The 23574-nt window shown below is 67.2% G+C and carries 25 protein-coding genes, 6 tRNA genes and 1 riboswitch; of the genes, 23 read left to right on the top strand and 8 right to left on the bottom strand.

Features of this window, described 5'->3' with window-relative positions:
- The first annotated feature begins 106 nt into the window (after positions 1-106).
- Entirely contained in the window at positions 107-1144 is a 1038-nt protein-coding gene (gene zapE / locus FB478_RS00780; RefSeq protein ID WP_018770764.1) for a cell division protein ZapE, read from the top strand.
- On the opposite strand, the gene FB478_RS00785 is transcribed toward zapE, so the two are convergent.
- The 7 genes from FB478_RS00785 to FB478_RS00815 form a co-directional block, all read right to left on the bottom strand.
- Positions 1141-2361: a benzoate/H(+) symporter BenE family transporter gene (locus tag FB478_RS00785; RefSeq protein ID WP_186447705.1), complete on the bottom strand. Its 1221-nt coding sequence runs from the start codon at positions 2359-2361 to the stop codon at positions 1141-1143. The genes zapE and FB478_RS00785 overlap by 4 nt on opposite strands.
- A gap of 165 nt (positions 2362-2526) precedes the next feature.
- Positions 2527-2790, bottom strand: a complete 264-nt coding sequence (locus FB478_RS00790) for an antitoxin (protein WP_026265999.1) — start codon at positions 2788-2790, stop codon at positions 2527-2529.
- 137 nt (positions 2791-2927) lie between these two features.
- A tRNA-Val gene (locus FB478_RS00795) sits at positions 2928-3002 on the bottom strand.
- Positions 3003-3034: 32 nt separating this feature from the next.
- Positions 3035-3107 (bottom strand) — tRNA-Gly (locus FB478_RS00800).
- A 54-nt stretch (positions 3108-3161) separates the two neighbouring features.
- Positions 3162-3233, bottom strand: a tRNA-Val gene (locus FB478_RS00805).
- Between the two features lie 38 nt (positions 3234-3271).
- Positions 3272-3342: transfer RNA gene (locus FB478_RS00810), tRNA-Cys, on the bottom strand.
- Positions 3343-3389: 47 nt separating this feature from the next.
- A tRNA-Gly gene (locus FB478_RS00815) sits at positions 3390-3462 on the bottom strand.
- 328 nt (positions 3463-3790) lie between these two features.
- Here FB478_RS00815 and FB478_RS00820 point away from each other — a divergent pair.
- The 14 genes from FB478_RS00820 to hisF all read left to right on the top strand — a co-directional run bounded on the left by FB478_RS00820 (position 3791) and on the right by hisF (position 15148).
- Positions 3791-3862 (top strand) — tRNA-Val (locus tag FB478_RS00820).
- 105 nt (positions 3863-3967) lie between these two features.
- Positions 3968-4828 carry a cytochrome gene (locus tag FB478_RS00825; protein WP_056393657.1) on the top strand — a complete coding sequence of 287 codons (861 nt, stop codon included), beginning with the start codon at positions 3968-3970 and terminating at the stop codon, positions 4826-4828.
- Between the two features lie 77 nt (positions 4829-4905).
- Positions 4906-5508, top strand: a complete 603-nt coding sequence (gene def / locus FB478_RS00830; protein ID WP_018770768.1) for a peptide deformylase — start codon at positions 4906-4908, stop codon at positions 5506-5508.
- Complete coding sequence (gene fmt, locus FB478_RS00835) at positions 5505-6425, top strand: methionyl-tRNA formyltransferase (protein ID WP_056393658.1); 921 nt, start codon at positions 5505-5507, stop codon at positions 6423-6425. Before def ends, fmt begins: the two co-directional genes overlap by 4 nt.
- Entirely contained in the window at positions 6422-8002 is a 1581-nt protein-coding gene (locus tag FB478_RS00840; RefSeq protein ID WP_186447706.1) for an RsmB/NOP family class I SAM-dependent RNA methyltransferase, read from the top strand. The genes fmt and FB478_RS00840 overlap by 4 nt, the downstream gene beginning before the upstream one ends.
- Before the next feature lie 178 nt (positions 8003-8180).
- Complete coding sequence (gene rpe / locus FB478_RS00845; protein ID WP_018770771.1) at positions 8181-8858, top strand: ribulose-phosphate 3-epimerase; 678 nt, start codon at positions 8181-8183, stop codon at positions 8856-8858.
- 39 nt (positions 8859-8897) lie between these two features.
- Positions 8898-9046: riboswitch (FMN riboswitch) on the top strand.
- A 168-nt stretch (positions 9047-9214) separates the two neighbouring features.
- Entirely contained in the window at positions 9215-10354 is a 1140-nt protein-coding gene (gene ribD, locus FB478_RS00850; protein WP_144599652.1) for a bifunctional diaminohydroxyphosphoribosylaminopyrimidine deaminase/5-amino-6-(5-phosphoribosylamino)uracil reductase RibD, read from the top strand.
- Positions 10354-11016, top strand: coding sequence for a riboflavin synthase (locus FB478_RS00855; RefSeq protein WP_144599653.1), 663 nt, complete (start codon positions 10354-10356; stop codon positions 11014-11016). The genes ribD and FB478_RS00855 overlap by 1 nt, the downstream gene beginning before the upstream one ends.
- Complete coding sequence (gene ribB, locus FB478_RS00860; RefSeq protein ID WP_144599654.1) at positions 11013-11762, top strand: 3,4-dihydroxy-2-butanone-4-phosphate synthase; 750 nt, start codon at positions 11013-11015, stop codon at positions 11760-11762. The genes FB478_RS00855 and ribB overlap by 4 nt, the downstream gene beginning before the upstream one ends.
- On the top strand, positions 11759-12493 hold the full coding sequence (gene ribA / locus FB478_RS00865) for a GTP cyclohydrolase II (RefSeq protein WP_056393665.1): 735 nt from the start codon (positions 11759-11761) through the stop codon (positions 12491-12493). The genes ribB and ribA overlap by 4 nt, the downstream gene beginning before the upstream one ends.
- Before the next feature lie 15 nt (positions 12494-12508).
- Positions 12509-12997, top strand: a complete 489-nt coding sequence (gene ribH / locus FB478_RS00870) for a 6,7-dimethyl-8-ribityllumazine synthase (protein WP_056393668.1) — start codon at positions 12509-12511, stop codon at positions 12995-12997.
- Between the two features lie 123 nt (positions 12998-13120).
- Complete coding sequence (locus FB478_RS00875; protein ID WP_009358176.1) at positions 13121-13384, top strand: phosphoribosyl-ATP diphosphatase; 264 nt, start codon at positions 13121-13123, stop codon at positions 13382-13384.
- A gap of 85 nt (positions 13385-13469) precedes the next feature.
- The gene (hisG, locus tag FB478_RS00880) at positions 13470-14330 is read left to right on the top strand and encodes an ATP phosphoribosyltransferase (RefSeq protein ID WP_018770777.1); all 861 of its coding nucleotides are present in this window, start codon (positions 13470-13472) and stop codon (positions 14328-14330) included.
- A gap of 41 nt (positions 14331-14371) precedes the next feature.
- Positions 14372-15148 (top strand): imidazole glycerol phosphate synthase subunit HisF, encoded by a 777-nt coding sequence (hisF, locus tag FB478_RS00885; protein ID WP_018770778.1) that lies wholly within the window; start codon positions 14372-14374, stop codon positions 15146-15148.
- A gap of 66 nt (positions 15149-15214) precedes the next feature.
- Here hisF and FB478_RS00890 read toward each other — a convergent pair whose 3' ends face one another.
- Entirely contained in the window at positions 15215-15859 is a 645-nt protein-coding gene (locus FB478_RS00890) for a TIGR03085 family metal-binding protein (protein WP_018770779.1), read from the bottom strand.
- A 112-nt stretch (positions 15860-15971) separates the two neighbouring features.
- Here FB478_RS00890 and hisI point away from each other — a divergent pair, with 112 nt between their 5' ends.
- From hisI to lgt, 8 genes are all read left to right on the top strand, one after another.
- Positions 15972-16424, top strand: coding sequence for a phosphoribosyl-AMP cyclohydrolase (gene hisI / locus FB478_RS00895; RefSeq protein WP_018770780.1), 453 nt, complete (start codon positions 15972-15974; stop codon positions 16422-16424).
- 111 nt (positions 16425-16535) lie between these two features.
- Positions 16536-18098 carry an anthranilate synthase component I gene (locus FB478_RS00900; protein ID WP_018770782.1) on the top strand — a complete coding sequence of 521 codons (1563 nt, stop codon included), beginning with the start codon at positions 16536-16538 and terminating at the stop codon, positions 18096-18098.
- Positions 18098-18802 carry a Trp biosynthesis-associated membrane protein gene (locus tag FB478_RS00905; RefSeq protein WP_261377327.1) on the top strand — a complete coding sequence of 235 codons (705 nt, stop codon included), beginning with the start codon at positions 18098-18100 and terminating at the stop codon, positions 18800-18802. Before FB478_RS00900 ends, FB478_RS00905 begins: the two co-directional genes overlap by 1 nt.
- 104 nt (positions 18803-18906) lie before the next feature.
- Positions 18907-19194 carry an HGxxPAAW family protein gene (locus tag FB478_RS00910; RefSeq protein WP_018770784.1) on the top strand — a complete coding sequence of 96 codons (288 nt, stop codon included), beginning with the start codon at positions 18907-18909 and terminating at the stop codon, positions 19192-19194.
- Positions 19194-20015, top strand: a complete 822-nt coding sequence (gene trpC / locus FB478_RS00915) for an indole-3-glycerol phosphate synthase TrpC (RefSeq protein WP_144599655.1) — start codon at positions 19194-19196, stop codon at positions 20013-20015. Before FB478_RS00910 ends, trpC begins: the two co-directional genes overlap by 1 nt.
- A 126-nt stretch (positions 20016-20141) precedes the next feature.
- Entirely contained in the window at positions 20142-21461 is a 1320-nt protein-coding gene (gene trpB, locus FB478_RS00920; RefSeq protein WP_134164343.1) for a tryptophan synthase subunit beta, read from the top strand.
- Positions 21462-21472: 11 nt separating this feature from the next.
- The gene (gene trpA, locus FB478_RS00925) at positions 21473-22306 is read left to right on the top strand and encodes a tryptophan synthase subunit alpha (RefSeq protein ID WP_144600022.1); all 834 of its coding nucleotides are present in this window, start codon (positions 21473-21475) and stop codon (positions 22304-22306) included.
- A 3-nt stretch (positions 22307-22309) separates the two neighbouring features.
- Positions 22310-23476, top strand: coding sequence for a prolipoprotein diacylglyceryl transferase (gene lgt, locus FB478_RS00930; RefSeq protein ID WP_056393675.1), 1167 nt, complete (start codon positions 22310-22312; stop codon positions 23474-23476).
- The last annotated feature ends 98 nt before the right edge of the window (positions 23477-23574 follow it).

A 23574-nucleotide genomic window follows, 5' to 3' on the forward strand; every position in this document is an offset into this window, starting at 1 on the left:
TGTTGCCTTCGTCACGCCCTCGGTCGGGAGGGAGGCAACCAGCCCGGGTCCGGTCCGCATTGCCGGTATCCTTTCTGGGGACCAACCACCAGCAGAACGGACCACCTTGGTACAGATCGAACAGCTTGCCGCCCGCACTCCGGCAGTTTCGGTGGACGAACTCCTCAAGGGCTTCTACCCATCGCCGCGGTTCGGGGAGGTCTCCTTTGCGAGCTACCGCCCGGACCCCAAGCAGCCCAGCCAGGCCGCCGCCGTGCGCGAACTGGAAGGGTTTGCCGACGGCGTGGGGTCGGGCAACGGAGGCGGGCTGTTCAAGAAGCTGTTCGGCAAAAAGGACGATTCCCGTGCCGGCATCTACCTTGACGGCGGGTTTGGCGTGGGCAAGACCCACCTGCTCGCTTCGCTGTGGCATGCCTCGCCGGGCCCCAAGGCTTTCGGCACGTTCGTGGAGTACACCAACCTCGTGGGCGCCCTGTCCTTCCGCAAGACCGTTGACGCCCTGAGCAGCTACAAGCTGGTCTGCATCGACGAATTCGAACTCGACGATCCCGGCGACACCGTCCTGATGTCCCGGCTCATGCGGGAACTGGCCGACGCCGGCGTCAAGCTCGCCGCCACGTCCAACACTTTGCCGGGTTCCCTGGGTGACGGCCGCTTTGCCGCAGTAGACTTCCAGCGCGAAATCCAGGTCCTGGCGGACCAGTTCGAGGTCATCCGCATCGACGGCGAGGACTTCCGCCACCGCGGCCTCCCCGCCGCACCGGCCCCGCTGAGAAACAGCGAACTTAACGCCCACATGAAGGCGGAGTTCGACGGCAAGACGGTTGCCCAGGACGAATTCTCCACCCTCATCCACCACCTGGCCGGTGTCCACCCCAGCCGCTACCGCCAACTGATTGACGGCATTGACGGCGTGGTGTGGCGCAACGTGGAAACCATCAAGGAGCAGGCTGTGGCGCTGCGGTTCGTGGTTCTGGCGGACCGGCTCTACGACAAGGACGTTCCCATCCTGGCCAGCGGCGTCCCCTTCGACCAGCTGTTCACCGAGGAAATGATGACCGGCGGGTACATGAAGAAATACTTCCGCGCCGTGTCCCGCCTGACCGCCCTGGCGCGTGAAGGGCAGAACCACGAACCGTCCTAAGAGGCGGTCCCGCTGCGCCGTGGCTGCAGCACCCACCGCACCGCCAGCCCGGCAATGAGCGCCCAGAACGCGGAACCGATTCCCGCAAATGCCAGGCCTGAGGCCGCCATCAGGAACGTGACGGCCGGGGCGATGCGGTCTTCCGTGTCCGCCAGGGCAGCCGAAATCGCCGACGCAAGGGTTCCCAGCAGGGCCAACCCGGCCACTGCTTCGAGCATCCCGGCCGGCGCCAGGTTCACCACCGCCACCAGGGCAGCGGAAAAAGCGGCAAGCACCAGGTAGGCCAGCCCGGAGGTGAAGCCGGCAACCCACCGCCTGCTCCGGTCCCCGCCTGCTTCCCCGCCCGCGGCCAGCGCCGCGCTGAGCGCTGCAAGATTGATGGCGTGGCCGCCGAACGGAGCCCCCGCAACAGTCCCCGCTCCCGTGACCAGCATCGCCGGCCGCCACGGAGTGTCATATCCGAATGACCGCAGGACAGCCACCCCGGGAACGTTCTGCGACGCCATGGTCACCACGAACAACGGGACGGCGATGCCCACCAGGGCCTGCAGGCTGAACGCCGGCGTGGTCCAGGCGAGTGCGGGCATAAGGCCTCCCGCGTCCACCGGCGTCCCGGCGGACGCCAGGGAAATTCCGATCACGCCCAGGGCCATGAGCAAAGCCGCGGGTACCGCCCACCGCGGAGCGAACTTCATCATCACCAGCCAGCACAGGATCACCGGCGCCACAAAACCGGGCACCGTGCCCAGGGCTTTGAAGGGGGCCAGGCAAAGCTGGAGCAGGACCCCCGCCAGCATCGCCTGCGCCAGCGGGGACGGAATCCGCGCCATCAACCTGCCAAGCGCCGGCACCATGCCGGTCAGGGCCAACAGCAGGCCTGTCGCCAGGAAGGCGCCGACGGCGGCCGGCCACCCGCCGTCGGGCATTCCCGCTGCAGCCAGCAGCGCCGCACCCGGCGTCGACCAGGCCAGTGTCACCGGAACCCGGGAGCGCCAGGCGAGGACCAGGACGCCCAGCCCGACGGCGAGGGTCAGCGCCAGCAGGCCGGACGCGGCCTGGGTGGAATCGGCGCCCACCGCCTTGAGGCCGGCGAGGACTACGGCAAAGGACGAGGTAAAGCCCACCAGGGCGGTAACGATCCCGGCGACAACGGGCCGGGAGTCGAACCGCGGCAGTCCGGCCTTGGTTGTCCTGGAGGGTGCAGGGGAGTTGGGCATACCCGGCAGGTTACCGGCGCGGGTTTGGGAACCGGCAATCGGGGCTGCCAAAGGCAGACTGGCCGGGCAGCCGAGGGCATTTTTAAACGCCAAAGGCGCGGGCGCCGCCTCGCGGCGGGACCCGCGCCCCGTTGACGTGCTGGGGCAAGGCCCCGACCAAATCCTTTACGGAGCCCTGTCCACCGGCGGAACCGGATTTTCAGGAGCTGCCGGGGGAACCTGTCCGGGGGCAGGTGCCTGGCCCGGGGTTCCGTTCTTGTCAATGAGCTTGGAAGCGCCATCCTGGATCTTGTCGACGTGGCCTGCGTACTTGCCGCCGGTCTTCGTGTCGACGAAATCGCCGGCCTTGCTGATGCCGTCCTTGATGGCCTGCTCGTTGCCGCGGATGAGACCCTGAGCCTTGCCCTTTAGATCGTCAATCAAACCCACGAGCACCTCCCTTCTGTCGCGGAGCCAGGTCGCTCCTCGCGCCTTCGATCCTATCCGGGCGTGAAAGGTGTGCCAAGGGAATTCGCCTGCAGCGGATTGGGAATACGAAAAAAGCAGCTCCGCAGAGCTGCTTTACATGGTGGGCGATACTGGGATCGAACCAGTGACCTCTTCCGTGTCAGGGAAGCGCGCTACCGCTGCGCCAATCGCCCCGAACCGGAAGACCGGCTGTGGGATGTAAGAGAGCGGACGACGAGATTCGAACTCGCGACATCCACCTTGGCAAGGTGGTGCTCTACCAGCTGAGCTACGTCCGCGTGTGCAGGATGGACCGGTAAACCGGTGGTACTGCGGGCAAGTTGCCTTGCCAGTGGGCGATACTGGGATCGAACCAGTGACCTCTTCCGTGTCAGGGAAGCGCGCTACCGCTGCGCCAATCGCCCATTGCATCCGAAGGATCCGGAAACCATGGTTTTCACCGAGGTGGGTACGGGATTCGAACCCGTGTATACGGCTTTGCAGGCCGCTGCCTCGCCTCTCGGCCAACCCACCGTGTTAGCGTCAATTCCGAAGAACCTTTGCTGTGACAGTGTCCTGCGAGCGGACGACGAGATTCGAACTCGCGACATCCACCTTGGCAAGGTGGTGCTCTACCAGCTGAGCTACGTCCGCATTTTGGAGGGTTGATTCCCTGCCGTTTCCGGCATTTCCTCGCGTTCCAACGAGTAAAAACAATATAGGAGGTTCCGGGATTCTCCAAATCGCGCCGGCCCTGCGCCCATTGTGTGCCTCCAGATCGCTGTAATCACGCGGTTTTTGCGAGTTACAGGTGTGTAATTTCCGACGGCGGCAGGGGCGCCCGGGGGCGGCAGGCTGTGCTCCGCCGGGCTGCTTTCGAGGATTCCCGGCCAGGCAGAGGCTGCGGCGCGGTACCGGTCAGCGGGGTGTGTTGTTCGATTTTTGAAATAGGGCAGAGGTGGGCTAGCATTCAAATGCATCGGGGCGATTGGCGCAGTGGTAGCGCGCTTCGTTCACACCGAAGAGGTCACTGGTTCGAACCCAGTATCGCCCACCGCAGAGGCCCGTTTCCGCTCATCAGCAGCGGAGACGGGCCTTTTTCATGTGCAGCGCCTGCCTCCCGGAGCTTTTGTCGGCCCCCTGTGAAAGAGTCTTTTGTATGACTGATCCGCTTCTCGCCCACGCCACCGAATACGGCCGGATGTACGCACGGTCAACGTCTGAGCAGTTTTCCGTACCTTCCATCACCACGGTTATCAGCCAGCAGCCGCATGGCCTTGATGGCTGGTTCGGTTACATGGGTGCCAGCAGCCTGGCCAATGATCCGCTGCTGTCGGACTGCCTGGGCAGCCCGGCCAAAATCAAGCAGGCCATCAACCGTGCGGCCAAGGCTGCGGAAACCTATCGTGATGATGCCGCCCGGCGCGGGGACCGCGTCCACAATTACTGCGAGCAGGTGGCGTTGCGAGCGCTGGGACGTCCCCACGCCATGAAGGAGGCCCGTGAGGCGTTGGCCGCCAACGGGGAGGAAGCGTTCGCGGTCCGCTTCGACGAGTGGTGGGAGCTCTTCCAGGTGGAGCCCATCGCCCCCGAGATCACGGTCTGGAACAACACCGTGGGCTACGCCGGCACCCTTGACCTTGTGGCGCGGATCAACGGACGCATTTGCCTGATCGACTACAAGACCAAGGGCACAACGCGAGACGGCCTGGTCAAACCGCTGGACGACAAAGTAGTGATGCAGCTGGTGGCCGGCATGAAGGCGGAGGAAAGCCTGGTGGATGCGGAGGCGGGAACCTGGGAGCCCTGGAAGTACGGCGAAAACCCGGTCCTGCTGGCCGTCGCCATCGGGGAGACGGAGGTCCGGCCCGTCCGTGCCAACCCCGAGGTCCTCAAGAACCACTGGTGGAAATTCTGCGCCTTGCGCCGGGTCTGGGAACTGTCGGCGGACACCATCAGTGCAGGCACCGCGCTGCTGCCCATCGCACCCCCGCCGCTGGCACAGGCCCGTACCGCCTAAGCGCCGGATGGACCCGGAGAGACTGCACCTAAACTGGATAGGTTCCCTTTGCCGCCAACCGTGAGGACAAACAGCGCATGGCTATTCTGAATATCCGCATCATCGGTGATCCTGTGCTGCGCACAGTTGCCGATCCCGTGACGGAATTCGGACCCGAGCTTGCCAAACTGGTGGCCGACATGACCGAAACCATGGAGGACGTGGACGGTGCAGGGCTTGCCGCCCCGCAGGTCGGCGTCAGCAAGCGCGTCTTCACCTACCGCATCGACGGTGTGGAAGGGCACATCATCAATCCGGTCCTGGAGAACAGCGGGGACTACCAGCCGGACCAGGTGGAAGGCTGCCTGTCCATTCCGGGCCTCGGTTTCCCTGTCCGCCGCTTCCGCGCCACCCGGGTCACCGGCGTGGACATGCATGGACATCCGGTGTCCATCGACGGGGAGGGCATGCTGGCACGCTGCTTCCAGCACGAAAATGACCACCTGGACGGCATCCTCTACACCGACCGCCTCGAAGGCGAAGACCGGAAGGCTGCCTTGCGGTCCATCCGCAACGCCAATTACGACGCCGTCGCCGGGCGGACCACAGCCAAGCGCGCCAAGAACGTGGGATCGAGTTTCGGCGGGGCCGGCTTTGGCCAAACCAGCACCCCCGGCTCCAGCTTTGGCGGAGCAGGGTGAGGGTCCTCTTCGCGGGGACGCCCGCCGTCGCCGTGCCATCCCTGGACGCCCTCGTCAATGCCGGCTTCAACGTGGTCGCGGTCCTGACCCGTCCCGATGCCCCGGTAGGCCGCAAACGCGTACTGACGCCGTCGCCGGTGGCACAACGGGCCGGGGAACTGGGCATTGATGTCATCCGTGCCGCCCGGGTCGACGCCGACGCCGTCGCCGCCATCGCCGCAGTGCAGCCGGACGTCGCGGCCATCGTTGCCTACGGCGGACTGGTCCCCCCTGCGGCCCTGGGCATACCGCCGCACGGCTGGGTCAATCTGCATTTCTCCCTGCTGCCGGCCTGGCGAGGCGCGGCACCGGTCCAGCGGTCCGTCATTGCCGGAGACGATGTCACAGGTGCCGTGACCTTCCAGCTTGAAGAGGGACTCGACACCGGTCCTGTTTTTGGCACCCTCACCGAGGCGGTCAGGCCCCAGGACACGGCAGGAGACCTGCTTGAGCGGCTTTCCCGCAGCGGTGCCGTCCTGCTGGCGCAGACACTGTCCGCCATCGAGGCCGGAAAAGCGTCGCCGCAGCCGCAGGCCGGAGAGGTCTCCCTGGCACCCAAGCTGACCCTGGAAGACGGACACCTTAACTGGTCCCACCCGGCCCTTGCCATCAACAGGCAGGCACGCGGAGTCACCCCTGAGCCCGGCGCCTGGACCCTGCTGGACGGGCAGCGGGTCAAGCTCGAACCTGTCCGGCTCCGGCCGGATATTTCAGGACTTGCCCCTGGCTCAGTGGCATTGCAGGGGAAAGCCGTGTTGGTGGGAACAGGTTCACACGCCGTGGAACTCACCCGGGTCCAGCCCGCTGGGAAAAAGATGATGGCTGCAGCCGACTGGGCACGCGGCATGGCTTCACTGGAGGGTGTGGTGTTCGAATGAGCGTGTCCGGCGGTAATACAGGTGGACGGAACACGGGCGGACCAAACACCGGCGGAGGGGGAAGCGCCGGAGGAGGCGGCCGCGGCAAGGGCGGACCCCGGGATGCCAGCAGAAGGGATGCCAAAGGGCGGGAACGCAACCGCGGGCCGCAGCGGAACTTCACCGGGCAGGCGCCGTCGCAGCGGACCAGGCGCGCCGATCCAGCCCGCCTGGTGGCCTTCGAAGTGCTGCGTGCCGTGGCTGAGGAGGACGCCTACGCCAACCTCGTGCTGCCCGCGCGGATCCGGCACCACCGGCTGGACAAACGCGACGCCGGATTCGCCACGGAACTAAGCTACGGAGCCCTGCGCGGCCAAGGCACCTACGACGCCATCCTGGCGCGGTGCGTGGACCGGCCCCTGGCCCAGCTTGACCCCGCCGTCCTCGACGCCCTCCGTATCGGCGCCCACCAGCTGCTGGCCATGCGGGTCCCCGCGCACGCCGCCCTGGACCAGACGGTTGGACTTGCCCGTGCCGTCATCGGGGCGGGACCCTCCGCGCTGATCAATGCCGTCCTCCGCAAGGTCACTGCCCACCCCCTTGAGGAATGGCTGGACCTGCTGGTGGAGGGCGAAACCGACGAGACGAAGATTGCCTCGCTCAGGTACGCCCACCCCGAATGGATTGTCCGGGCAATGCGCCAGTCGCTCGTGGCCCATGGCCGGCCCGCAGCCGAGATCAACGACCTGCTCGAAGCGGACAACGCCGCCCCTGTGGTCAACCTTGTGGCCCTGCCGGGGCTGGGCAGCCTCGACGAAGCGCTGGAAAACGGTGCCACCCCCGGGGAACTGGTGGAAGGCTCCGCGCTCTCCAGCGGCGGTGACCTGAGGCGGCTGGCATCCGTACGCGCCGGTACCCTCCGGGTGCAGGATGTCGGTTCCCAGCTGGTGGCCAGGGCCCTGGCCGCAGTGAACCTCGGCCAGGCGGCCGATGGTGCCGGTGAAGCGTGGCTCGACCTCTGCGCAGGCCCGGGTGGAAAGGCGGCACTCCTTGGTGCCCTTGCGCACCAGCGGGGGGCCACGCTTCTTGCGAACGAGCCCGCCCCGCACCGCGCAAAGCTTGTCAGCCAGGCACTGTCCGCCGTACCGCAGGACAGCTGGCAGGTCCGGACCGGCGACGGCCGGGATGTAGGCGCCGAACAGCCGGGGCAATACTCCCGTGTCCTTGTGGACGTTCCCTGCACCGGCCTGGGGGCACTTCGGCGCAGGCCCGAGTCCCGGTGGCGTCGCTCGCCCAAGGACATTGCAGACCTGGGCCCACTGCAGCGCGAGCTGCTGAACTCTGCCCTGGCCGCGGTTCGGCCCGGGGGAGTGGTGGCCTACGTGACGTGTTCACCGCACCCGGCAGAGACCACAGCTGTTGTGGCCGACGTGCTCCGGAAGCGCGGCGACCTGGAACTCCTCGATGCCGGCGCCGCACTTGACGCAGTCAGCCTCACTGGAAGCCTTGGCGCGGGCCATGAACTGACCGCGCAGCTCTGGCCCCACATCCACCACACCGATGCCATGTTCCTGGCCCTGATACAGAAAAAATCCTGACAGGAGAAGAAACCCTGACAGGCAAAGAAACCTGACAGGCAAAGAAACCTGACAGGCAAAGAAACCTGGCCAGGAAGAATTCCCGGCTTCCCGACCTGCGGCTACCAGCCCCGCCCGCTCCCTGCAGCGGGCTGGAACTTCGCTGCGACCAACGCACGTTCATCCGAAAGGCAACCCTGTGACGCAATGCTGCATCAACCCGAGCATCCTCTCCGCCGACTTCGTCAACCTTGAGGCCGAACTGCGGCGGATCAGCAACGCCGACGCCGTGCACGTGGACGTCATGGACAACCACTTCGTCCCCAACCTGACCATCGGGCTGCCGGTGGTGCAGCGGATCCAGGCCGTCAGCCCGGTTCCACTCGACGCCCACCTGATGATTGCCGACGCGGACCGCTGGGCGCCCGGGTTCGCCGACGCAGGCCTGGCATCGGTCACGTTCCACGCCGAGGCATCCATTGCGCCCATCAAGCTGGCGCGGGAACTGCGCAGCAGGGGGGCCAAAGCGGGCATGGCGCTTCGCCCCGCCACCCCCGTGGAGCCGTACCTCGACATGCTGCCGGAGCTGGACATGCTGCTCATCATGACTGTGGAACCGGGCTTTGGCGGCCAGGCGTTCCTGGACGTCACGCTCCCCAAAATCCGCCGGGCCCGCGAAGCTGTGGAAGGCTCCGGGCTGGGAGTTGCCATCCAGGTGGACGGCGGGATCACCGAGGAAACCATCACCCGCGCCGCCGAGGCCGGCGCCAACGTCTTTGTGGCGGGCTCTGCCGTCTACGGCGCCGATGACCCCGCCGCAGCCATCGACCTGCTGCGCCACAAGGGCAGCCGGACATTACGCGGGGCGACGGAATAACCGGGTGCCCCTGCCGGTTGTGGCACAATAACAACACACATACGTGCTCCGGGGTCGGTGTAAGTCCGAACCGGCGGTGACAGTCCGCGACCCGCGAGCCGGCTTCCTCCCAGGAGGATTCCGGCGGACGGTTGAACCGGTGGAATTCCGGTACCGACAGTTAAAGTCTGGATGAGAGAAGCACGTACAGCTGTATCAGTGGGCCCGTTGGGTCCGCAACGTTCTGCTGTCGTATCCCCGGAGCCATCGCGGTTCGACAGGGAAGGAACGACACGCATGAACCCCCAGCGATGGCTCTTAACCGCCGAAAATACTGCCGCCTCCAAGGCAGGCACCCCATCCGTCCCGGCCGCCGCATGACGGGCCCGGTGGAACTGAAGCCCGCGGCCGGGGTGGTCACCGCCTTCAGCGCCGACGTAACCCGCGCCATGGAGCACGCCCTGCAGGCAGCCCTGCAGGGTCCGCGCGGAGCGAATCCCCTGGTGGGCGCCGTCGTCGTCGGTCCTGACGGGCGCCAACTTGTCACCGGCTACCACCGCGGCGCCGGCACCGCGCATGCCGAAGCGGACGCAATCGCCCAGGCCGCCGCCGTCGGCCTTGATCTATCCGGCTGCACCATGGTGGTCACGCTGGAGCCCTGCGACCACGTGGGCCGCACCGGGCCGTGCACGCAGGCGATCATCGACGCCGGCATCACGGACGTGGTGTACGCCGTCGACGACCCCCATGACCCGGCGGCCGGTGGCGCAGCAACACTGCGGGCGGCCGGCGTCCGGGTCCGCAGTGGCCTCGGCGCCGACGAATCCCTGGACCTGAACCGCCAGTGGTTTGAGGCAGTCGCCGCCAAGCGCCCGTTCGTCACCCTCCACATCGCCCAGACCCTGGACGCCCGGATAGCAGCCGAAGACGGCACCAGCCAATGGATCTCCAGCCCTGAGTCGCTGGCAGACAACCACGGAATCCGCGGCCGCATCGACGCCATCCTGGTGGGCACCCAGACCGTGCTGGTGGACAACCCCCGCCTGACCGCCCGGGAACCCTCCGGAGACCCCGCACCCAAACAGCCGGTACGGGCCGTCATGGGACTGCGCGGAATTCCGGACGACGCCGCGATCCACGGCGATGACGGCCTGGCTGTCCACCTCCCCACCCGGAACCCCCGCGAAGCGTTGACCCTGCTGTACAAAGCCGGGATCCGGCATGTGATGGTGGAAGGCGGCTCACGGATCCTCAGCTCCTTCCTCTCTGCCGGCCTGGTAGACGAACTCATCGTCTACCTTGCCCCCACCCTGCTGGGATCCGGCACCCCCGCCCTGAACGGGCTGGGCATCACCAGCCTCCCGGACGCCCAGCAATGGGAATGGGACGAGGCCGACGGCGGCGCCGTCCGGACGCTCGGCCGGGACCTCAGGCTTCACCTCAGACCGCAACGGAAAGTTGCACTCGACCACCCACCAACCCGCGGCAGCGCGGAGCAAGCCCAGGGAGGCTACTGATGTTCACCGGAATTATTGCCGAGCAGGGGCAGGTGCTGTCCGTCGAGCGTGACGGTAACACCAGCGCCACCGTGCGGCTGCACGCCCCCGGCTCCACCGAAGGCCTGGCACTTGGCGGCTCCATCGCCGTGAACGGGGTCTGCCTCACGGCAACCGCCATCGACGGCAAGGAGTTCAGCGTGGACGTCATGGGGGAGACCCTGGTCCGGAGCACCATCGGCGAACTCGCAGCCGGCGATTCGGTCAACCTGGAGCGCTGTGTTCCCGCGGGCGGCCGGCTGGACGGACACGTGGTCCAGGGCCACGTGGACGGCGTGGGGGTCCTGCTGGAACGCGAACACCAGGGCAACTGGGAGCGGCTGCGTTTTGGCGTCCCCGCCAACCTGGCCCGCTACATTGCCGAGAAAGGCTCCATCGCCATCGACGGCGTCTCCCTCACCGTGACGGCCGTCAGCCCGGCTTCGGAGCAGGAACCCTGGTTCGAGGTAGGCCTGATCCCCACCACGCTGGCAGAAACGGGCCTGGGGACCAAAACCACCGGCAGCCGGGTGAACCTGGAGGTCGACGTGCTGGCAAAGTACACCGAGCGGCTGCTGGCCTTCCGCGACGCGGATGCAGCAACCGGTACCGGTGGCGCCGCGGTTGCAGGAGGTGCACGGTGAACGCCGCCGTACGCCTGGAACCCGCCGCATCCGCGGAGGCTGTCACTGTGACCGATGGACGGACGTCCGCGCCTGCCGTGGGACTGGACTCCATTGAGGACGCAGTCCGGGCCATGGCCGCCGGCCGGCCCGTGCTCGTCGTCGACAACGAGGACCGCGAAAACGAAGGCGACATCATCTTCGCCGCCCAGCACGCCACGCCCGCCCTGATGGGCTGGACCATCCGGTACAGCTCCGGCGTCATTTGCGTGCCGCTGACCGGAGACCGCGCGGATGCGCTGGCACTGCCTCCCATGACGGCGATCAACGAGGACGCCAAAGGCACGGCCTACACGGTGTCCTGCGACGCCGCCACCGGCGTCAGCACCGGAATCTCCGCCACGGACCGGGCCCTGACCGCCCGGATTCTGGCCGACCCGCACGCCGGTCCTGCATCCGTGACCCGCCCGGGGCATATTTTCCCGCTTCGCGCGGTTGACGGTGGAGTGCGGGAACGCCAGGGGCACACCGAGGCCGCGGTGGACCTGTGCCGCCTTGCAGGCCTGGAGCCTGTCGGGGTGATCGCGGAAGTGGTGTATGACGACGGTGAAATGATGCGCCTGGACGGGCTCCGTTCGTTCGCAGCTGAACATGGATGCCCCCTGATCTCCATCGAGGACCTGGTGGCGTATCTTGAAGCCGGGGCCGGGGGAACCCAGCGTGAGGATGTCCGGGTAACGCCGGGCGAAGAGAAGGAGAAGCGATGACGGCAGCGGCAGCCACCGACGACAGCCACCAGAACGGCCACCGGAAACACCACACGGTGTCCGGCGCAGCGCCCCATCCCGTCAGCGGAGGGCCGGTTGTACAGTTGCCCACGGCCTTCGGCGAGTTCGTGGCACAGGCATGGACGGACCTGGTGACGGGTGTGGAACACCTCGCCGTCAGTTCCCCCAACGCTCCCACTGACGGTAAAGCACCACTGGTGCGGCTGCACTCCGAGTGCCTCACCGGCGACGTCTTCGGTTCCTACCGCTGCGACTGCGGCGAACAACTTGCCTTCGCGCTGGAACTGATCCGGGACAACGGCGGCACGCTGCTCTACCTGCGCGGGCAGGAAGGCCGCGGCATTGGCCTGGCCAACAAGATCAAGGCCTACGCCCTGCAGGAAGCCGGCTTCGACACAGTTGAGGCGAACGAGCAGCTGGGCCTCCCCGTTGACGCCAGGTGCTACAAGGCCGCAGCCCAGATCCTGGCCGAAATGGGCCTGCATGAGGTGCGGCTGCTGAGCAACAACCCGGACAAGCAGAACAGGCTGGCCAAGGCGGGCGTGAAGGTCGTGGAAATGGTGCCTACGGAGGTGCCGTCCCGCGAACAGAACATCCGCTACCTGCGCACCAAGAAGGACCGCATGGAACACCGGCTGCTGCTGGACACCGGCGTGGCTCCCGTGCCCGTGCCCGCCCCTGAAACCCCTTTCGACCACGAACAAGACTGAACGGAACAAGAACCCATGAGTGGACACGGCGCCCCCGACATCGACCTCAGCACCCTCAACCCGGCCGAGACGTCGCAGCTGAAACTGGCCATCATCGCAGCAAGCTGGCACACACAGATCATGGACGGGCTCCTGGACGGCGCACTCCGGGCCGCCAAGGATGCCGGCATCGCCGAGCCCACGGTGCTGCGGGTTCCCGGCAGCTTCGAGCTCCCGGTTGCCGCGGCGCGGCTGGCACGGCACTTTGACGCCGTTGTTGCCCTCGGCGTCGTGATCCGCGGCGGAACCCCGCACTTTGACTACGTCTGCCAGGCCGCGACGTCGGGCCTCACCGACGTCAGCGTGTCCACGGGCGTGCCGGTGGGCTTCGGCGTGCTCACCTGCGACAACGAACAGCAGGGGCTGGACCGGGCAGGCCTGCCCGGCTCCAAGGAAGACAAGGGCCATGAGGCCGTGACAGCTGCGCTGGCTACCGCCGTCGTCCTCAAGCAGTACCGGAGCTAGGCGCAGCACCGGACCCGGCGTCAGGTTGTTGCACGGGCGCGGTGTGTGTATTCGCTCACATCGCGCCCGTCATGCAACGGCCCGGGAAGCGCCGCTGCGGCTGCACCAAGTAGGCTGGAGGGCGTGAAGAATTTCGAGACGCTGTTCGCTGAGCTCAGCGAGAAGGCAGCCACCCGCCCGGAAGGCTCCCGCACCGTCGCTGAATTGGAGTCCGGTGTTCACGGCATCGGCAAAAAAGTCGTTGAGGAAGCAGCCGAAGTGTGGATGGCTGCCGAATATGAATCCGATGAAGCCGCGGCCGAGGAAATCTCCCAGCTGCTGTACCACCTGCAGGTTCTGATGCTCGCCAAAGGCCTGACCCTGGAAGACGTCTACAAGCATCTGTAGCCACCGGTCCGGCGCACTGCCGCCGGGCCCGCCGTGGCCTGCACTGCCTGAAAACCCAGACCTTCCACCCCAGAAAGAATTTCCCATGCTGCGAGTAGCCGTCCCCAACAAGGGCTCCCTGTCCGAAGCCGCCTCCGCCATGCTCTCCGAAGCCGGCTACCGCCAGCGCCGCGACACGCGCGAACTGGTCATGGTGGACCCTGACAACGAGATCGAGTTCTTCTTCCTCCGCCCCCGCGATATTGCGGTCTATGTCGGCCAGGGAACGCTCGACGTCGGCATCACCGGACGCGACCTGCTCCTGGACGCCGGCGTGGAAGCCGAAGAGCTGCTGCCGCTGGGTTTCGCCGGCTCCACCTTCCGTTTTGCCGGACCCGTCGGCGACTTCAGCAAGGTGGAGGAACTCGAGGGCAAGCGCCTGGCCACCAGCTACGACGGACTGCTGCGCAACTACCTGGCCGAACGCGGCATCAACGCCAAGGTGGTCCGGCTGGATGGCGCGGTTGAATCCTCGGTCCGCCTGGGCGTCGCCGACGCCATCGCCGACGTCGTGGAAACCGGCAACACCCTCAAGGCCGCCGGCATGGAAATCTTCGGCGACCCCATCCTCAAATCCGAGGCCGTCCTGATCCGCCGCACCGGCAACGGGGGCGCCGCCAACGGCACCGCCAAGGAAATCGACGTCCTCATCCGCCGGCTCCAGGGCGTCCTGGTGGCACGCCAGTACGTGCTGATGGACTACGACATCCGCAAGGAACTCGTGGAGAAGGCGGCCGGCCTGACGCCTGGCCTCGAATCGCCCACGGTCTCGCCGCTGCGCGACTCCGACTGGGTGGCCGTCCGGTCCATGGTTCCCAAGAAGGAAACCAACCGCATCATGGATGAATTGTACGACCTCGGCGCCCGCGCCATCCTGGTCAGCAGCATCCACGCCTGCCGCATCTGAGCCGGCCCCGCAGCAACCAACACAGACTCCAGGAGTACCCCATGGCAGTAGCAGTACGCGTCATTCCCTGCCTCGACGTCGACGCCGGACGCGTCGTCAAGGGCGTCAACTTCGAGGGCCTGCGCGATGCCGGCGACCCCGTGGAACTCGCCCACCGCTACGACAACGCCGGCGCCGACGAACTGACCTTCCTTGACGTCACAGCTTCCTCGGGCAACCGCGAGACCACGTTCGACGTTGTCCGCCGCACGGCCGAAGAAGTATTCATCCCGCTGACGGTGGGCGGCGGCGTCCGCGGCGTGGCGGAAGTGGACAAGCTCCTGCGCTACGGCGCCGACAAGGCCTCCATCAACACCGCGGCCGTGGCCCGGCCCGACGTCATCGACGAAATCACCCGGCACTTCGGTTCCCAGGTGCTCGTCCTGTCCGTTGACGCCCGCCGCACCCGCCCGGGGTCCCAGCCCACGCCGTCGGGATTCGAAGTGACCACCCACGGCGGCCGCACCGGCACCGGCATCGACGCCATTGAGTGGGCCAGGGAAGCGGCTGACCGCGGGGTGGGGGAGATCCTGCTGAACTCCATCGACGCCGACGGCACCAAGGACGGGTTCGACCTCGAACTCATCAAGCTGGTCCGGGCGGCCGTCAGGGTCCCGATCATCGCGTCCGGCGGTGCCGGAGAGCCCGCACACTTCCCGCCGGCCGTCGCAGCCGGCGCGGACGCCGTCCTGGCGGCTTCGATTTTCCACTGGGGACCGGACAACATGATGTCCCAGGTCAAGGAAGCGATCCGGGAAGCCGGCTTCGAAGTCCGCTAACCCGACTGACTCGCATTTGTTGTCGTTATGAACGCCCATAACGACAACAACTGCGACCCAGTTGGGTCAGAGGCCTACTTCGGCTGACTGGAGGAGGGCGACGGCGTCGGGCTGGCCTTCGAAGGTGACCAGCGCGTGGCGTGTCCGGCCGTGGGCGTGCATCAGCAGTTCGCCCGGCTCGCCGACGATCGCCACCGAAACGGGGGCGCGCTTGGCAACATGCCGCGGACCGGACGGACGGACCAGGACAATGCCCAGGTCCACGCCGCGGTAGAGGATGGCGGCACGCTTGACCAGTTCGTCCCACAGCGCGTCAGAGTACGCTTCATCAAGTGCCCTGGGCGCCCACCGGTCCACGGCCCGCCGGACATCCTCGGTGTGCACGAAGTATTCGATCAGGTTGGAACTTTCGTCCAGTGCCTTGATCTTCATCGGCGACAGCGCCGGCGGACCGGCGCGGAAGGTGTTGACCAGCCGGGCGTAGTCCTCGTTGGTGGTCAGCTTGGCTGCCAGCTTGGCGGTTGCCTGGTCCGAGGCCTTGGCCAGGCGCTTGATGATCAAACCGAGCCCGACGGCGGCCTTCCGCTCGCGCAGGTAAAGGTGCGCGGCAAGGTCCCTGGTACGCCAGCCCTTGCACAGTGTGGGCGCATCAGGGCCGGCCGCAAGCAGGGTTTCGGCCAGGACTTCTCGGGACGGTTCGACGAAATGCATCACTTGGAAAACTAGCACGACAGGCGCGGAGTTGGGCAGCAGCGCAGGGGCAGGTGGCGTGCCGTTGTTCACAACAGGAGGACGGGCACGTGAAGGCACTAGACTTGACCCGATGTCTGAGCAGCCAACCCCCGTCCCCACCGCAGGATCCGCCGTGTCCCAGCCTGTGGCATCCGTGCCGCCGTCGTCCGGGGAATCCGTCCCGGCCAGCCCGCTGCCCATGGAGGTAGCCGCGGCACTCAAGCGCGACGCCGCCGGCCTGGTGGCCGCGGTGGTGCAGCAGTACGACACCAACGAAGTCCTCATGCTTGGCTGGATGGACGACGAGGCGCTGCACCGCACCATGACCACCGGCCGGGTGACCTTCTACTCCCGCTCGCGGCAGGAGTACTGGCGCAAGGGTGATACCTCGGGGCATGTGCAATGGGTCAAATCCGTGGCCATGGACTGCGACGGCGACGCACTGCTGGTGCGCGTGGACCAGGTGGGCGCGGCCTGCCACACGGGCACCCGCACCTGCTTCGACGGCAGGGACCTCGACGTGGTGGCAGGCCACGCAGGCTAGGCGGACACGCTGCCCGGCCGGGCTTCCTCCACAGCCCCGGCCACCCCAGCAAGCACACCAAGGCGCCCGGCAATGCCGGCCCTTTCGAAGAACAGGCGGACAAGCATAACCATGCAGGACCTTGGAACCATCAGCCCGAGCCTCGAGGAATTCCGGGAACTTGCCGGCCACAGCCGCGTCATTCCCGTCCGGCTCAAGGTCCTCGCCGACGCCGAAACCCCCATCGGGCTGTACCGGAAGCTGGCGCAGGGTCAGCCCGGCACCTTCCTGATGGAATCGGCAGCGGTGGGCGGAGCCTGGTCCCGGTACTCCTTCATCGGCGCCAAGTCCCGCGCCACCCTGACCACCAAGGACGGCCAGGCGCACTGGCTGGGCCAGCCGCCCGCGGGCGTGCCGGTCAGCGGCAGTCCGGTGGACGCCATCCGCGACACCGTGGAGGCGCTGCGCACCGACCGTTTCGAAGGGCTGCCGCCCTTTACCTCCGGGCTGGTGGGCTTCCTCGGCTGGGAAACCGTCCGGCACTGGGAACGGCTGGTCAGCCCGCCCGAGGATGACCTGCAGCTGCCGGAAATGGCCCTGAACCTGGTCACCGACATGGCCGTGCATGACAACGTGGACGGTACGGTCCTGCTCATCGCCAACGCCATCAACTTCGACAACAGCTCCGAACGCGTTGACGAGGCCTGGCACGACGCCGTGCGCCGGGTCAAGGAACTCCTGGCCAAAATCAGCACCCCGGTGGTGCAGCCGGTCTCCGTCCTGACGCCGGCGGCCCTGGACTTTGCCTCCAGCGTCCAGGAACGCTGGGACGAGGCTGAATACCTTGCGGCGCTGGACCGCGGCAAGGAAGCGATCGTGGACGGCGAGGTCTTCCAGGTGGTGATTTCGCGCCGGTTCGAGATGGAGTGCAAGGCGTCCGCGCTGGACGTCTACAGGGTCCTGCGCAACACCAACCCCAGCCCCTACATGTACATCTTCAGCCTGGCCGACGCCGAGGGCCGCGAGTACTCGATCGTCGGCTCCTCGCCCGAAGCCTTGGTCACGGTCACCGGCGAGGAAGTCATCACCCACCCCATCGCCGGCTCGCGTCCGCGCGGCAAGACGGTCGAAGCGGACAAGGCCCTGGCCGAGGAGCTCCTGGCGGACCAGAAGGAACGTGCCGAACACCTGATGCTGGTGGACCTCTCCCGCAACGACCTCTCCAAGGTCTGCGTGGCGGGAACGGTGGACGTCACCCAGTTCATGGAGGTGGAGCGCTTCAGCCACATCATGCACCTGGTGTCCACCGTGGTGGGCCGTTTGGCTCCGCAGGCCAAAGCCTATGACGTGCTGAAGGCCACCTTCCCGGCCGGCACCCTCTCCGGCGCACCCAAGCCCCGTGCCCTGCGGCTGCTGGACGAGCTGGAACCGCACCGGCGCGGCATCTATGGCGGCGTGGTGGGCTACCTCGACTTCGCCGGCGACATGGATATGGCCATCGCCATCAGGTCCGCCCTGATCCGGGAAGGACGCGCCTACGTCCAGGCAGGGGGTGGCATCGTGGCAGACTCCGTGAACCCCACCGAGGCCCTGGAAACGGTCAACAAGGCCGCCGCTCCGTTGCGCGCCGTGCACACGGCCGGATCGCTGCACAACATTTCCGCGGAATCCCTTCCCGACGGGTCGGTTTCCTGATGCCGGACTCCGGCATGGCGGCAGGCCGCCCCGAAGAGGCGGCCAAGGCAGGAGAGGCGGATACGGCGGCCAAGGCCGGCAAAGCCCGCAAGACCCGGGCCGTGCCGGTCTGGGCGCGCAAGTCCACCCTGGTCATGCTGATTACCCTCCTGGCGCTGGCCGCCTTCGGCACCACCACCCAGACCTGGATGACCGCCACCCTGGACCCCAACCAGGTGGGACAGGCCGGAGCCGCCCAAAGCACCATCCAGGTGCAGGGCAGCAAGGCCGCCACCACGGTGACGGCCCTGGCCCTGGTGGCCCTGGCAGGCGGGCTCGCAGCGGCCATCGCCGGCAGGATCGCCCGGTGGGTGATCACGGCCATCATCGTCCTTGCCTCCGCAGGCGTGGTGACGGCGGCGGCCACCGTCCTGGCCGATCCGCTCGCCGCGGCGCAAGGGTCCATTGCGGCAGCCACCGGCGTCTCCGGCAGCCAGGCGCACGTGGACGTTACCCCGTTCCCGCTGCTCGCCGTCGTCGCGGGCTGCCTTCTCGCCCTGTCAGCCCTGCTGATCCTGCCCGCCTCCCGTTACTGGAAGACGCGCACCAAATATGACGCGGCCGGAGCGGCAGCACCCACGGCCGCCGGCGCCACGGCGGTGGCCGGCCCCGTGGACGAGGTCGACAGCTGGGACCGGCTTTCCCGGGGCGAGGACCCCACCTAAGACCGGCGGACGCCGGCGCCGGCAGGGGCGGCAGGCCCTGCGGTACGCGGGCGGCAGCCAAAAAATGGCAGAATGTAAGCAGTATCCATCCTGAGGAGATTTCCATGAGCAAAGCACCTGCGTCCGTTTCCAAGTCAGGCACCCGCACCGTTGCCCCCGGCGCCATTGACCACAGCCAGGAACTGGGCCACGGCAACAGCCCGGCCGCGTGGACCTGCGTCATCGTCATGCTCGTCGGCGCGCTCATCGCAGCCATCGCCTTCGTCATCGCCAGCACCCCCATCTTCATCGGCGGCGCCGTTGTCATGGTCGTCGGACTGATCCTCGGATACGTCATGCGCAAGGCAGGCTACGGCGTCGAAGGCAGCAAGCTGAAGAACTCCGGCCACTGATGGCGACTGTTCTCGACGACATCAACGCCGGTGTCAGGGAGGATATGGAGGCCAGGAAACGGCTCGTTTCCCTGGCTGAGCTGAAGGACCTGGCCCAGGCCGCGGCACCTGCCCGTGACGCGTGGGCAGCCCTCGGCGGCACCTCCCCAACCCGGGAACAGCTGAAAGTCATTGCCGAAATCAAACGCCGCAGCCCCTCCAAGGGCGATCTCGCCAGCATCGGGGATCCGGCGTCGCTCGCCCGGCAGTACGCCGACGGCGGTGCCTCCGTCATCAGCGTCCTCACCGAACAGCGCCGCTTCAACGGGTCCCTGGCCGACCTCGACGCCGTGCGCGCCGCCGTCGACATCCCGCTGCTGCGGAAGGACTTCACGCTCGACGAGTACCAGATCTGGGAGGCCCGTGCGCACGGCGCCGACCTCATCCTGCTCATCGTGGCTGCCCTCTCGGACGCCCAGCTGGCCGAATTCAGCGGCCTCAGCCGGGACCTGGGCATGAACGTGCTCTTGGAGACCCACACGGAAGAGGAAATCGAGCGGGCCCTGGCCGCCAACGCGCGGATCATCGGCGTCAACGTGCGCAACCTCAAAACGCTCGACGTCGACCGTTCCGTCTTTGCCGCACTGGCGGGTCTGATTCCGGCCGAGGCCGTGGTGGTTGCCGAATCCGGCGTCCGCGACGCCGCCGACGTCACGCACTACGCCGGCAGCGGCGCCAACGCCATACTGGTGGGCGAGGCACTGGTAAGCCACGCCACGCCCCGGGAACGCATCGCAGAGTTCACTGCCGCAGGTGCCGCCGCCATCGCCGCCCGCGGCTGACGAAACGGACCAAACCGTCGTCCTGCGGGCCCGTGGCACGCCGGCCCGCAGGACAGCACACCATTCCGGCCGCCACCGCCGGAACAGCAACTTTTTGACCAACCACCACCGAACAGGACAGGACTGATGGCTGACGCACCCTCAGGAAACGCTGACAACAACACCGCGGAAGCATTCCTGCAGGGCGGATCCCTCCGCCACGCCCCGGGGCCGTACTTCGGAAACTACGGCGGGCGATGGATGCCCGAGTCCCTCATCGCCGCCCTGGACGAACTTGAAGAGACCTTCAACAAGGCCAAGGACGATCCCGACTTCCGTGCGCAGATCGCTGACCTGAACAAGAACTACTCCGGCCGGCCGTCCCTCCTGACCGAAGCCAAGCGGTTCTCCCAGCACGCCGGGGGAGTGCGCATCTTCCTCAAGCGCGAAGACCTCAACCACACGGGTTCGCACAAGATCAACAACGTCCTTGGCCAGGCGCTGCTCGCCAAGCGCATGGGCAAGACGCGCGTCATCGCCGAGACCGGCGCAGGCCAGCACGGCGTGGCAAGCGCTACCGCTGCCGCCCTGATGGGCCTGGAGTGCGTGGTGTACATGGGCGCCGAGGACTGCCGCCGCCAGGCGCTCAACGTCGCCCGCATGGAGCTCCTGGGCGCCAAGGTGATTCCCGTCACCAGCGGATCCCAGACCCTCAAGGACGCCATCAACGAGGCCCTCCGGGACTGGGTGGCCAACGTTGGCAACACCCACTACCTGTTGGGCACCGCTGCCGGAGCCCACCCGTTCCCGGCCATGGTCCGTTACTTCCACGAGGTCATCGGCGAGGAAGCCCGCGCCCAGATCCTGGAGCAGGAGGGCCGCCTCCCGGACGCCGTCTGCGCCTGCATCGGCGGCGGCTCGAACGCCATCGGCATCTTCCACGGGTTCCTGGATGATCCCTCCGTGAAGATCTACGGCTTCGAGGCCGGCGGCGACGGCGTCGAAACCGGCCGGCACGCCGCCACCATCACCCTGGGCAAGCCCGGCGTGCTGCACGGCGCACGCTCCTACCTGATGCAGGACGACGACGGCCAGACGATCGAGTCGCACTCCATCTCCGCCGGCCTGGACTACCCCGGCGTGGGACCCGAGCACTCCTACCTGGCCGACATCGGACGGGTCAGCTACGAGCCCATCACGGACAGCGAAGCCATGGAGGCCTTCCGCCTCCTGTGCCGCACCGAGGGCATCATCCCCGCCATCGAGTCCTCGCATGCGCTGGCCGGAGCCATCAAGGTGGGACAGCGGCTTGCTGCCGAAGACCCGGCGGCCGCGGCCGAAAAGATCGTCATCGTCAACCTGTCCGGACGCGGAGACAAGGACGTGGCCACCGCCGCCGAATGGTTTGACCTGTTGGACAAGAATTCCGCCGAATCCGAGATCGGCAAAGAGGGGGAGCAGCTGTGAGCAGTGCAGAAATGGCCAACCGGGCAGAGATGACCAGCAAGTCGGCAGCAGCCATCGACAGGGCGCGCTCCCAGGGACGCTCCGCCCTCATCGGCTACCTCCCCGCCGGCTACCCCAGTGTGGAGGACACCATCGCCGCAGGCATTGCCCTGGCGGAAAACGGCGCGGACCTGATCGAGATCGGCATTCCCTACTCGGACCCCGTCATGGACGGCCAGGTCATCCAGGCCGCCACCACCGAGGCACTGGCCAAGGGCTTCCACGTCAGCCAGGTGTTCGACGTCGTGGCCGGCATCACCAGCAGGACCGACGCCGCCGTCCTGGTCATGACGTACTGGAACCCGGTGGTCCGGATGGGCGTGGATGAGTTCTCGCGCCGGCTGGCCGAAGCCGGAGGAGCCGGGCTGATCACCCCGGACCTGATTCCGGACGAGGCCGCCGAGTGGATGGAAGCCTCGGACAAGTACGGCCTGGACCGTGTGTTCCTCGTGGCGCCGTCCTCCACCGCGGAGCGCATGCAGCGGACCGTGGATGCCAGCCGTGGATTCGTGTACGCCGTCTCCATCATGGGCGTCACCGGTGCCCGCACCTCCGTCAGCACCGCAGCCAAGGACGTTGTGGCGGCGGCGCACGGCGCCGGCGCCGAGCGCGTCTGCGTCGGGCTGGGCGTCTCCACCGCGGACCAGGTCCGCGAAATCGCCGCCTACGCCGAAGGCGTCATCGTGGGCACCGCCCTGGTGGCGGCCCTCCGCGACGGGGGAGTGGATGCCGTCGCCGCCCTCACTAAGGACCTGAGCACCGGCCTGGCGCCTGAACCGGGCCTGGCGCAGGAAGCCGGGGCCTAGGACATGCAGCCACTCCTTCAGGCAGCCGCGCTGGTACCCACGATGGTGCCGGCCAGCATCCCCAGCCCGGACTGGTCCGGCTTCGACATTCCCCTGCCTTGGGGCAGCCTCCGGATCCACGCCTACGCGCTGTGCATCCTCGCGGGGATCGTCGCGGGGCTCTGGCTCACATCCGTCCGCTGGGCCAGGCGCGGCGCCCCTGAAGGCAGCGTCTGGGACATCGTCATCTGGGCCATCCCCTTCGGCATCATCGGAGGCCGGCTCTACCACGTGGTGTCATCACCGGACGCTTACTTCGGCCCGGGGTTCGACGGCACCGGAGACCTCTCGCTGATCCCGCAGATCCAGCGCGGCGGGCTGGGAATCTGGGGCGCCGTGGTCCTTGGGGCCCTTGGCGCCTGGATCGGCTGCCGCCGCAGCGGAGTGAAACTGAGCGCATTCGCCGACGCAGCGGCCCCGGGCCTGCTCCTGGCCCAGGCCATAGGCCGGTGGGGCAACTACTTCAACCAGGAACTTTTCGGCGGTCCCACCACGCTGCCGTGGGGCCTGCAGGTGGACGCCGACAACCCCAACTTCCCCGCCGGCATGCCCGCGGACACCCTCTTCCACCCCACGTTCCTCTACGAGTCCCTGTGGAACCTGGCCGGCGTCCTGATCCTGCTGGCCCTGGACCGGCGCTTCAACTTCCGCCGGAGCCGGCTTTTCTGGCTGTACGCCATGTACTACACCCTGGGCCGGGTCTGGATCGAGGCAATGCGCATCGACGACGCCGAACAAATCACCATCTTCGGCATCACCACCAGGCTCAACGTGTGGACCAGCATCTTCGTGTTCCTGGCGGCACTGGTCGCCTTCATCCTGTTGGGCCTCAAAAGCCGGACGGACCCGGACACCGTGTACCTTCCGGGGCACGGAGCGGAGAAAACCGTGGAACCGGGAACCGATTCCGTGGCCAGTCATGAAGTCCGTGATCCGGACGATGTTGTCTCAGATAGTGATTCGCGTGGTAATCTCCCTGATAACCACAGCGGTTCCAGGCATGCTTCCGACCCCACGGAAGAAGCCGCGGCGGCACCGGCGGGCTCAAAGCCCGGAACGGATGCAACGGCTGCCGGACACTCCGGCAGCACAGCCACAGGACCCGCACCGGAGGCCGGCACCGGCAAGTAGGGCGCCGGCCAGGCAGGGCAGCAGAGCCACCGCTCGAAGCGCCCGAAAACCACAATGTCGTGGCATGGGGCACCGTCCGCCCAGCATGGATTTGCTGG

This window comes from Arthrobacter sp. AG367, from assembly GCF_007828995.1.
Lineage (GTDB): Bacteria > Actinomycetota > Actinomycetes > Actinomycetales > Micrococcaceae > Arthrobacter.

What these genes read in the sequence shown, in the direction of transcription:
- FB478_RS00785 (WP_186447705.1), bottom strand. Translation starts at nt 2,361, where the DNA reads ATGCCCAACTCCCCTGCACCCTCCAGGACAACCAAGGCCGGACTGCCG.
- FB478_RS00825 (WP_056393657.1), top strand. Translation starts at nt 3,968, where the DNA reads ATGACTGATCCGCTTCTCGCCCACGCCACCGAATACGGCCGGATGTAC.
- def (WP_018770768.1), top strand. Translation starts at nt 4,906, where the DNA reads ATGGCTATTCTGAATATCCGCATCATCGGTGATCCTGTGCTGCGCACA.
- FB478_RS00840 (WP_186447706.1), top strand. Translation starts at nt 6,422, where the DNA reads ATGAGCGTGTCCGGCGGTAATACAGGTGGACGGAACACGGGCGGACCA.
- ribD (WP_144599652.1), top strand. Translation starts at nt 9,215, where the DNA reads ATGACGGGCCCGGTGGAACTGAAGCCCGCGGCCGGGGTGGTCACCGCC.
- FB478_RS00855 (WP_144599653.1), top strand. Translation starts at nt 10,354, where the DNA reads ATGTTCACCGGAATTATTGCCGAGCAGGGGCAGGTGCTGTCCGTCGAG.
- ribA (WP_056393665.1), top strand. Translation starts at nt 11,759, where the DNA reads ATGACGGCAGCGGCAGCCACCGACGACAGCCACCAGAACGGCCACCGG.
- ribH (WP_056393668.1), top strand. Translation starts at nt 12,509, where the DNA reads ATGAGTGGACACGGCGCCCCCGACATCGACCTCAGCACCCTCAACCCG.
- hisG (WP_018770777.1), top strand. Translation starts at nt 13,470, where the DNA reads ATGCTGCGAGTAGCCGTCCCCAACAAGGGCTCCCTGTCCGAAGCCGCC.
- hisF (WP_018770778.1), top strand. Translation starts at nt 14,372, where the DNA reads ATGGCAGTAGCAGTACGCGTCATTCCCTGCCTCGACGTCGACGCCGGA.
- FB478_RS00890 (WP_018770779.1), bottom strand. Translation starts at nt 15,859, where the DNA reads ATGCATTTCGTCGAACCGTCCCGAGAAGTCCTGGCCGAAACCCTGCTT.
- hisI (WP_018770780.1), top strand. Translation starts at nt 15,972, where the DNA reads ATGTCTGAGCAGCCAACCCCCGTCCCCACCGCAGGATCCGCCGTGTCC.
- FB478_RS00900 (WP_018770782.1), top strand. Translation starts at nt 16,536, where the DNA reads ATGCAGGACCTTGGAACCATCAGCCCGAGCCTCGAGGAATTCCGGGAA.
- FB478_RS00905 (WP_261377327.1), top strand. Translation starts at nt 18,098, where the DNA reads ATGCCGGACTCCGGCATGGCGGCAGGCCGCCCCGAAGAGGCGGCCAAG.
- FB478_RS00910 (WP_018770784.1), top strand. Translation starts at nt 18,907, where the DNA reads ATGAGCAAAGCACCTGCGTCCGTTTCCAAGTCAGGCACCCGCACCGTT.
- trpC (WP_144599655.1), top strand. Translation starts at nt 19,194, where the DNA reads ATGGCGACTGTTCTCGACGACATCAACGCCGGTGTCAGGGAGGATATG.
- trpB (WP_134164343.1), top strand. Translation starts at nt 20,142, where the DNA reads ATGGCTGACGCACCCTCAGGAAACGCTGACAACAACACCGCGGAAGCA.
- trpA (WP_144600022.1), top strand. Translation starts at nt 21,473, where the DNA reads ATGGCCAACCGGGCAGAGATGACCAGCAAGTCGGCAGCAGCCATCGAC.
- lgt (WP_056393675.1), top strand. Translation starts at nt 22,310, where the DNA reads ATGCAGCCACTCCTTCAGGCAGCCGCGCTGGTACCCACGATGGTGCCG.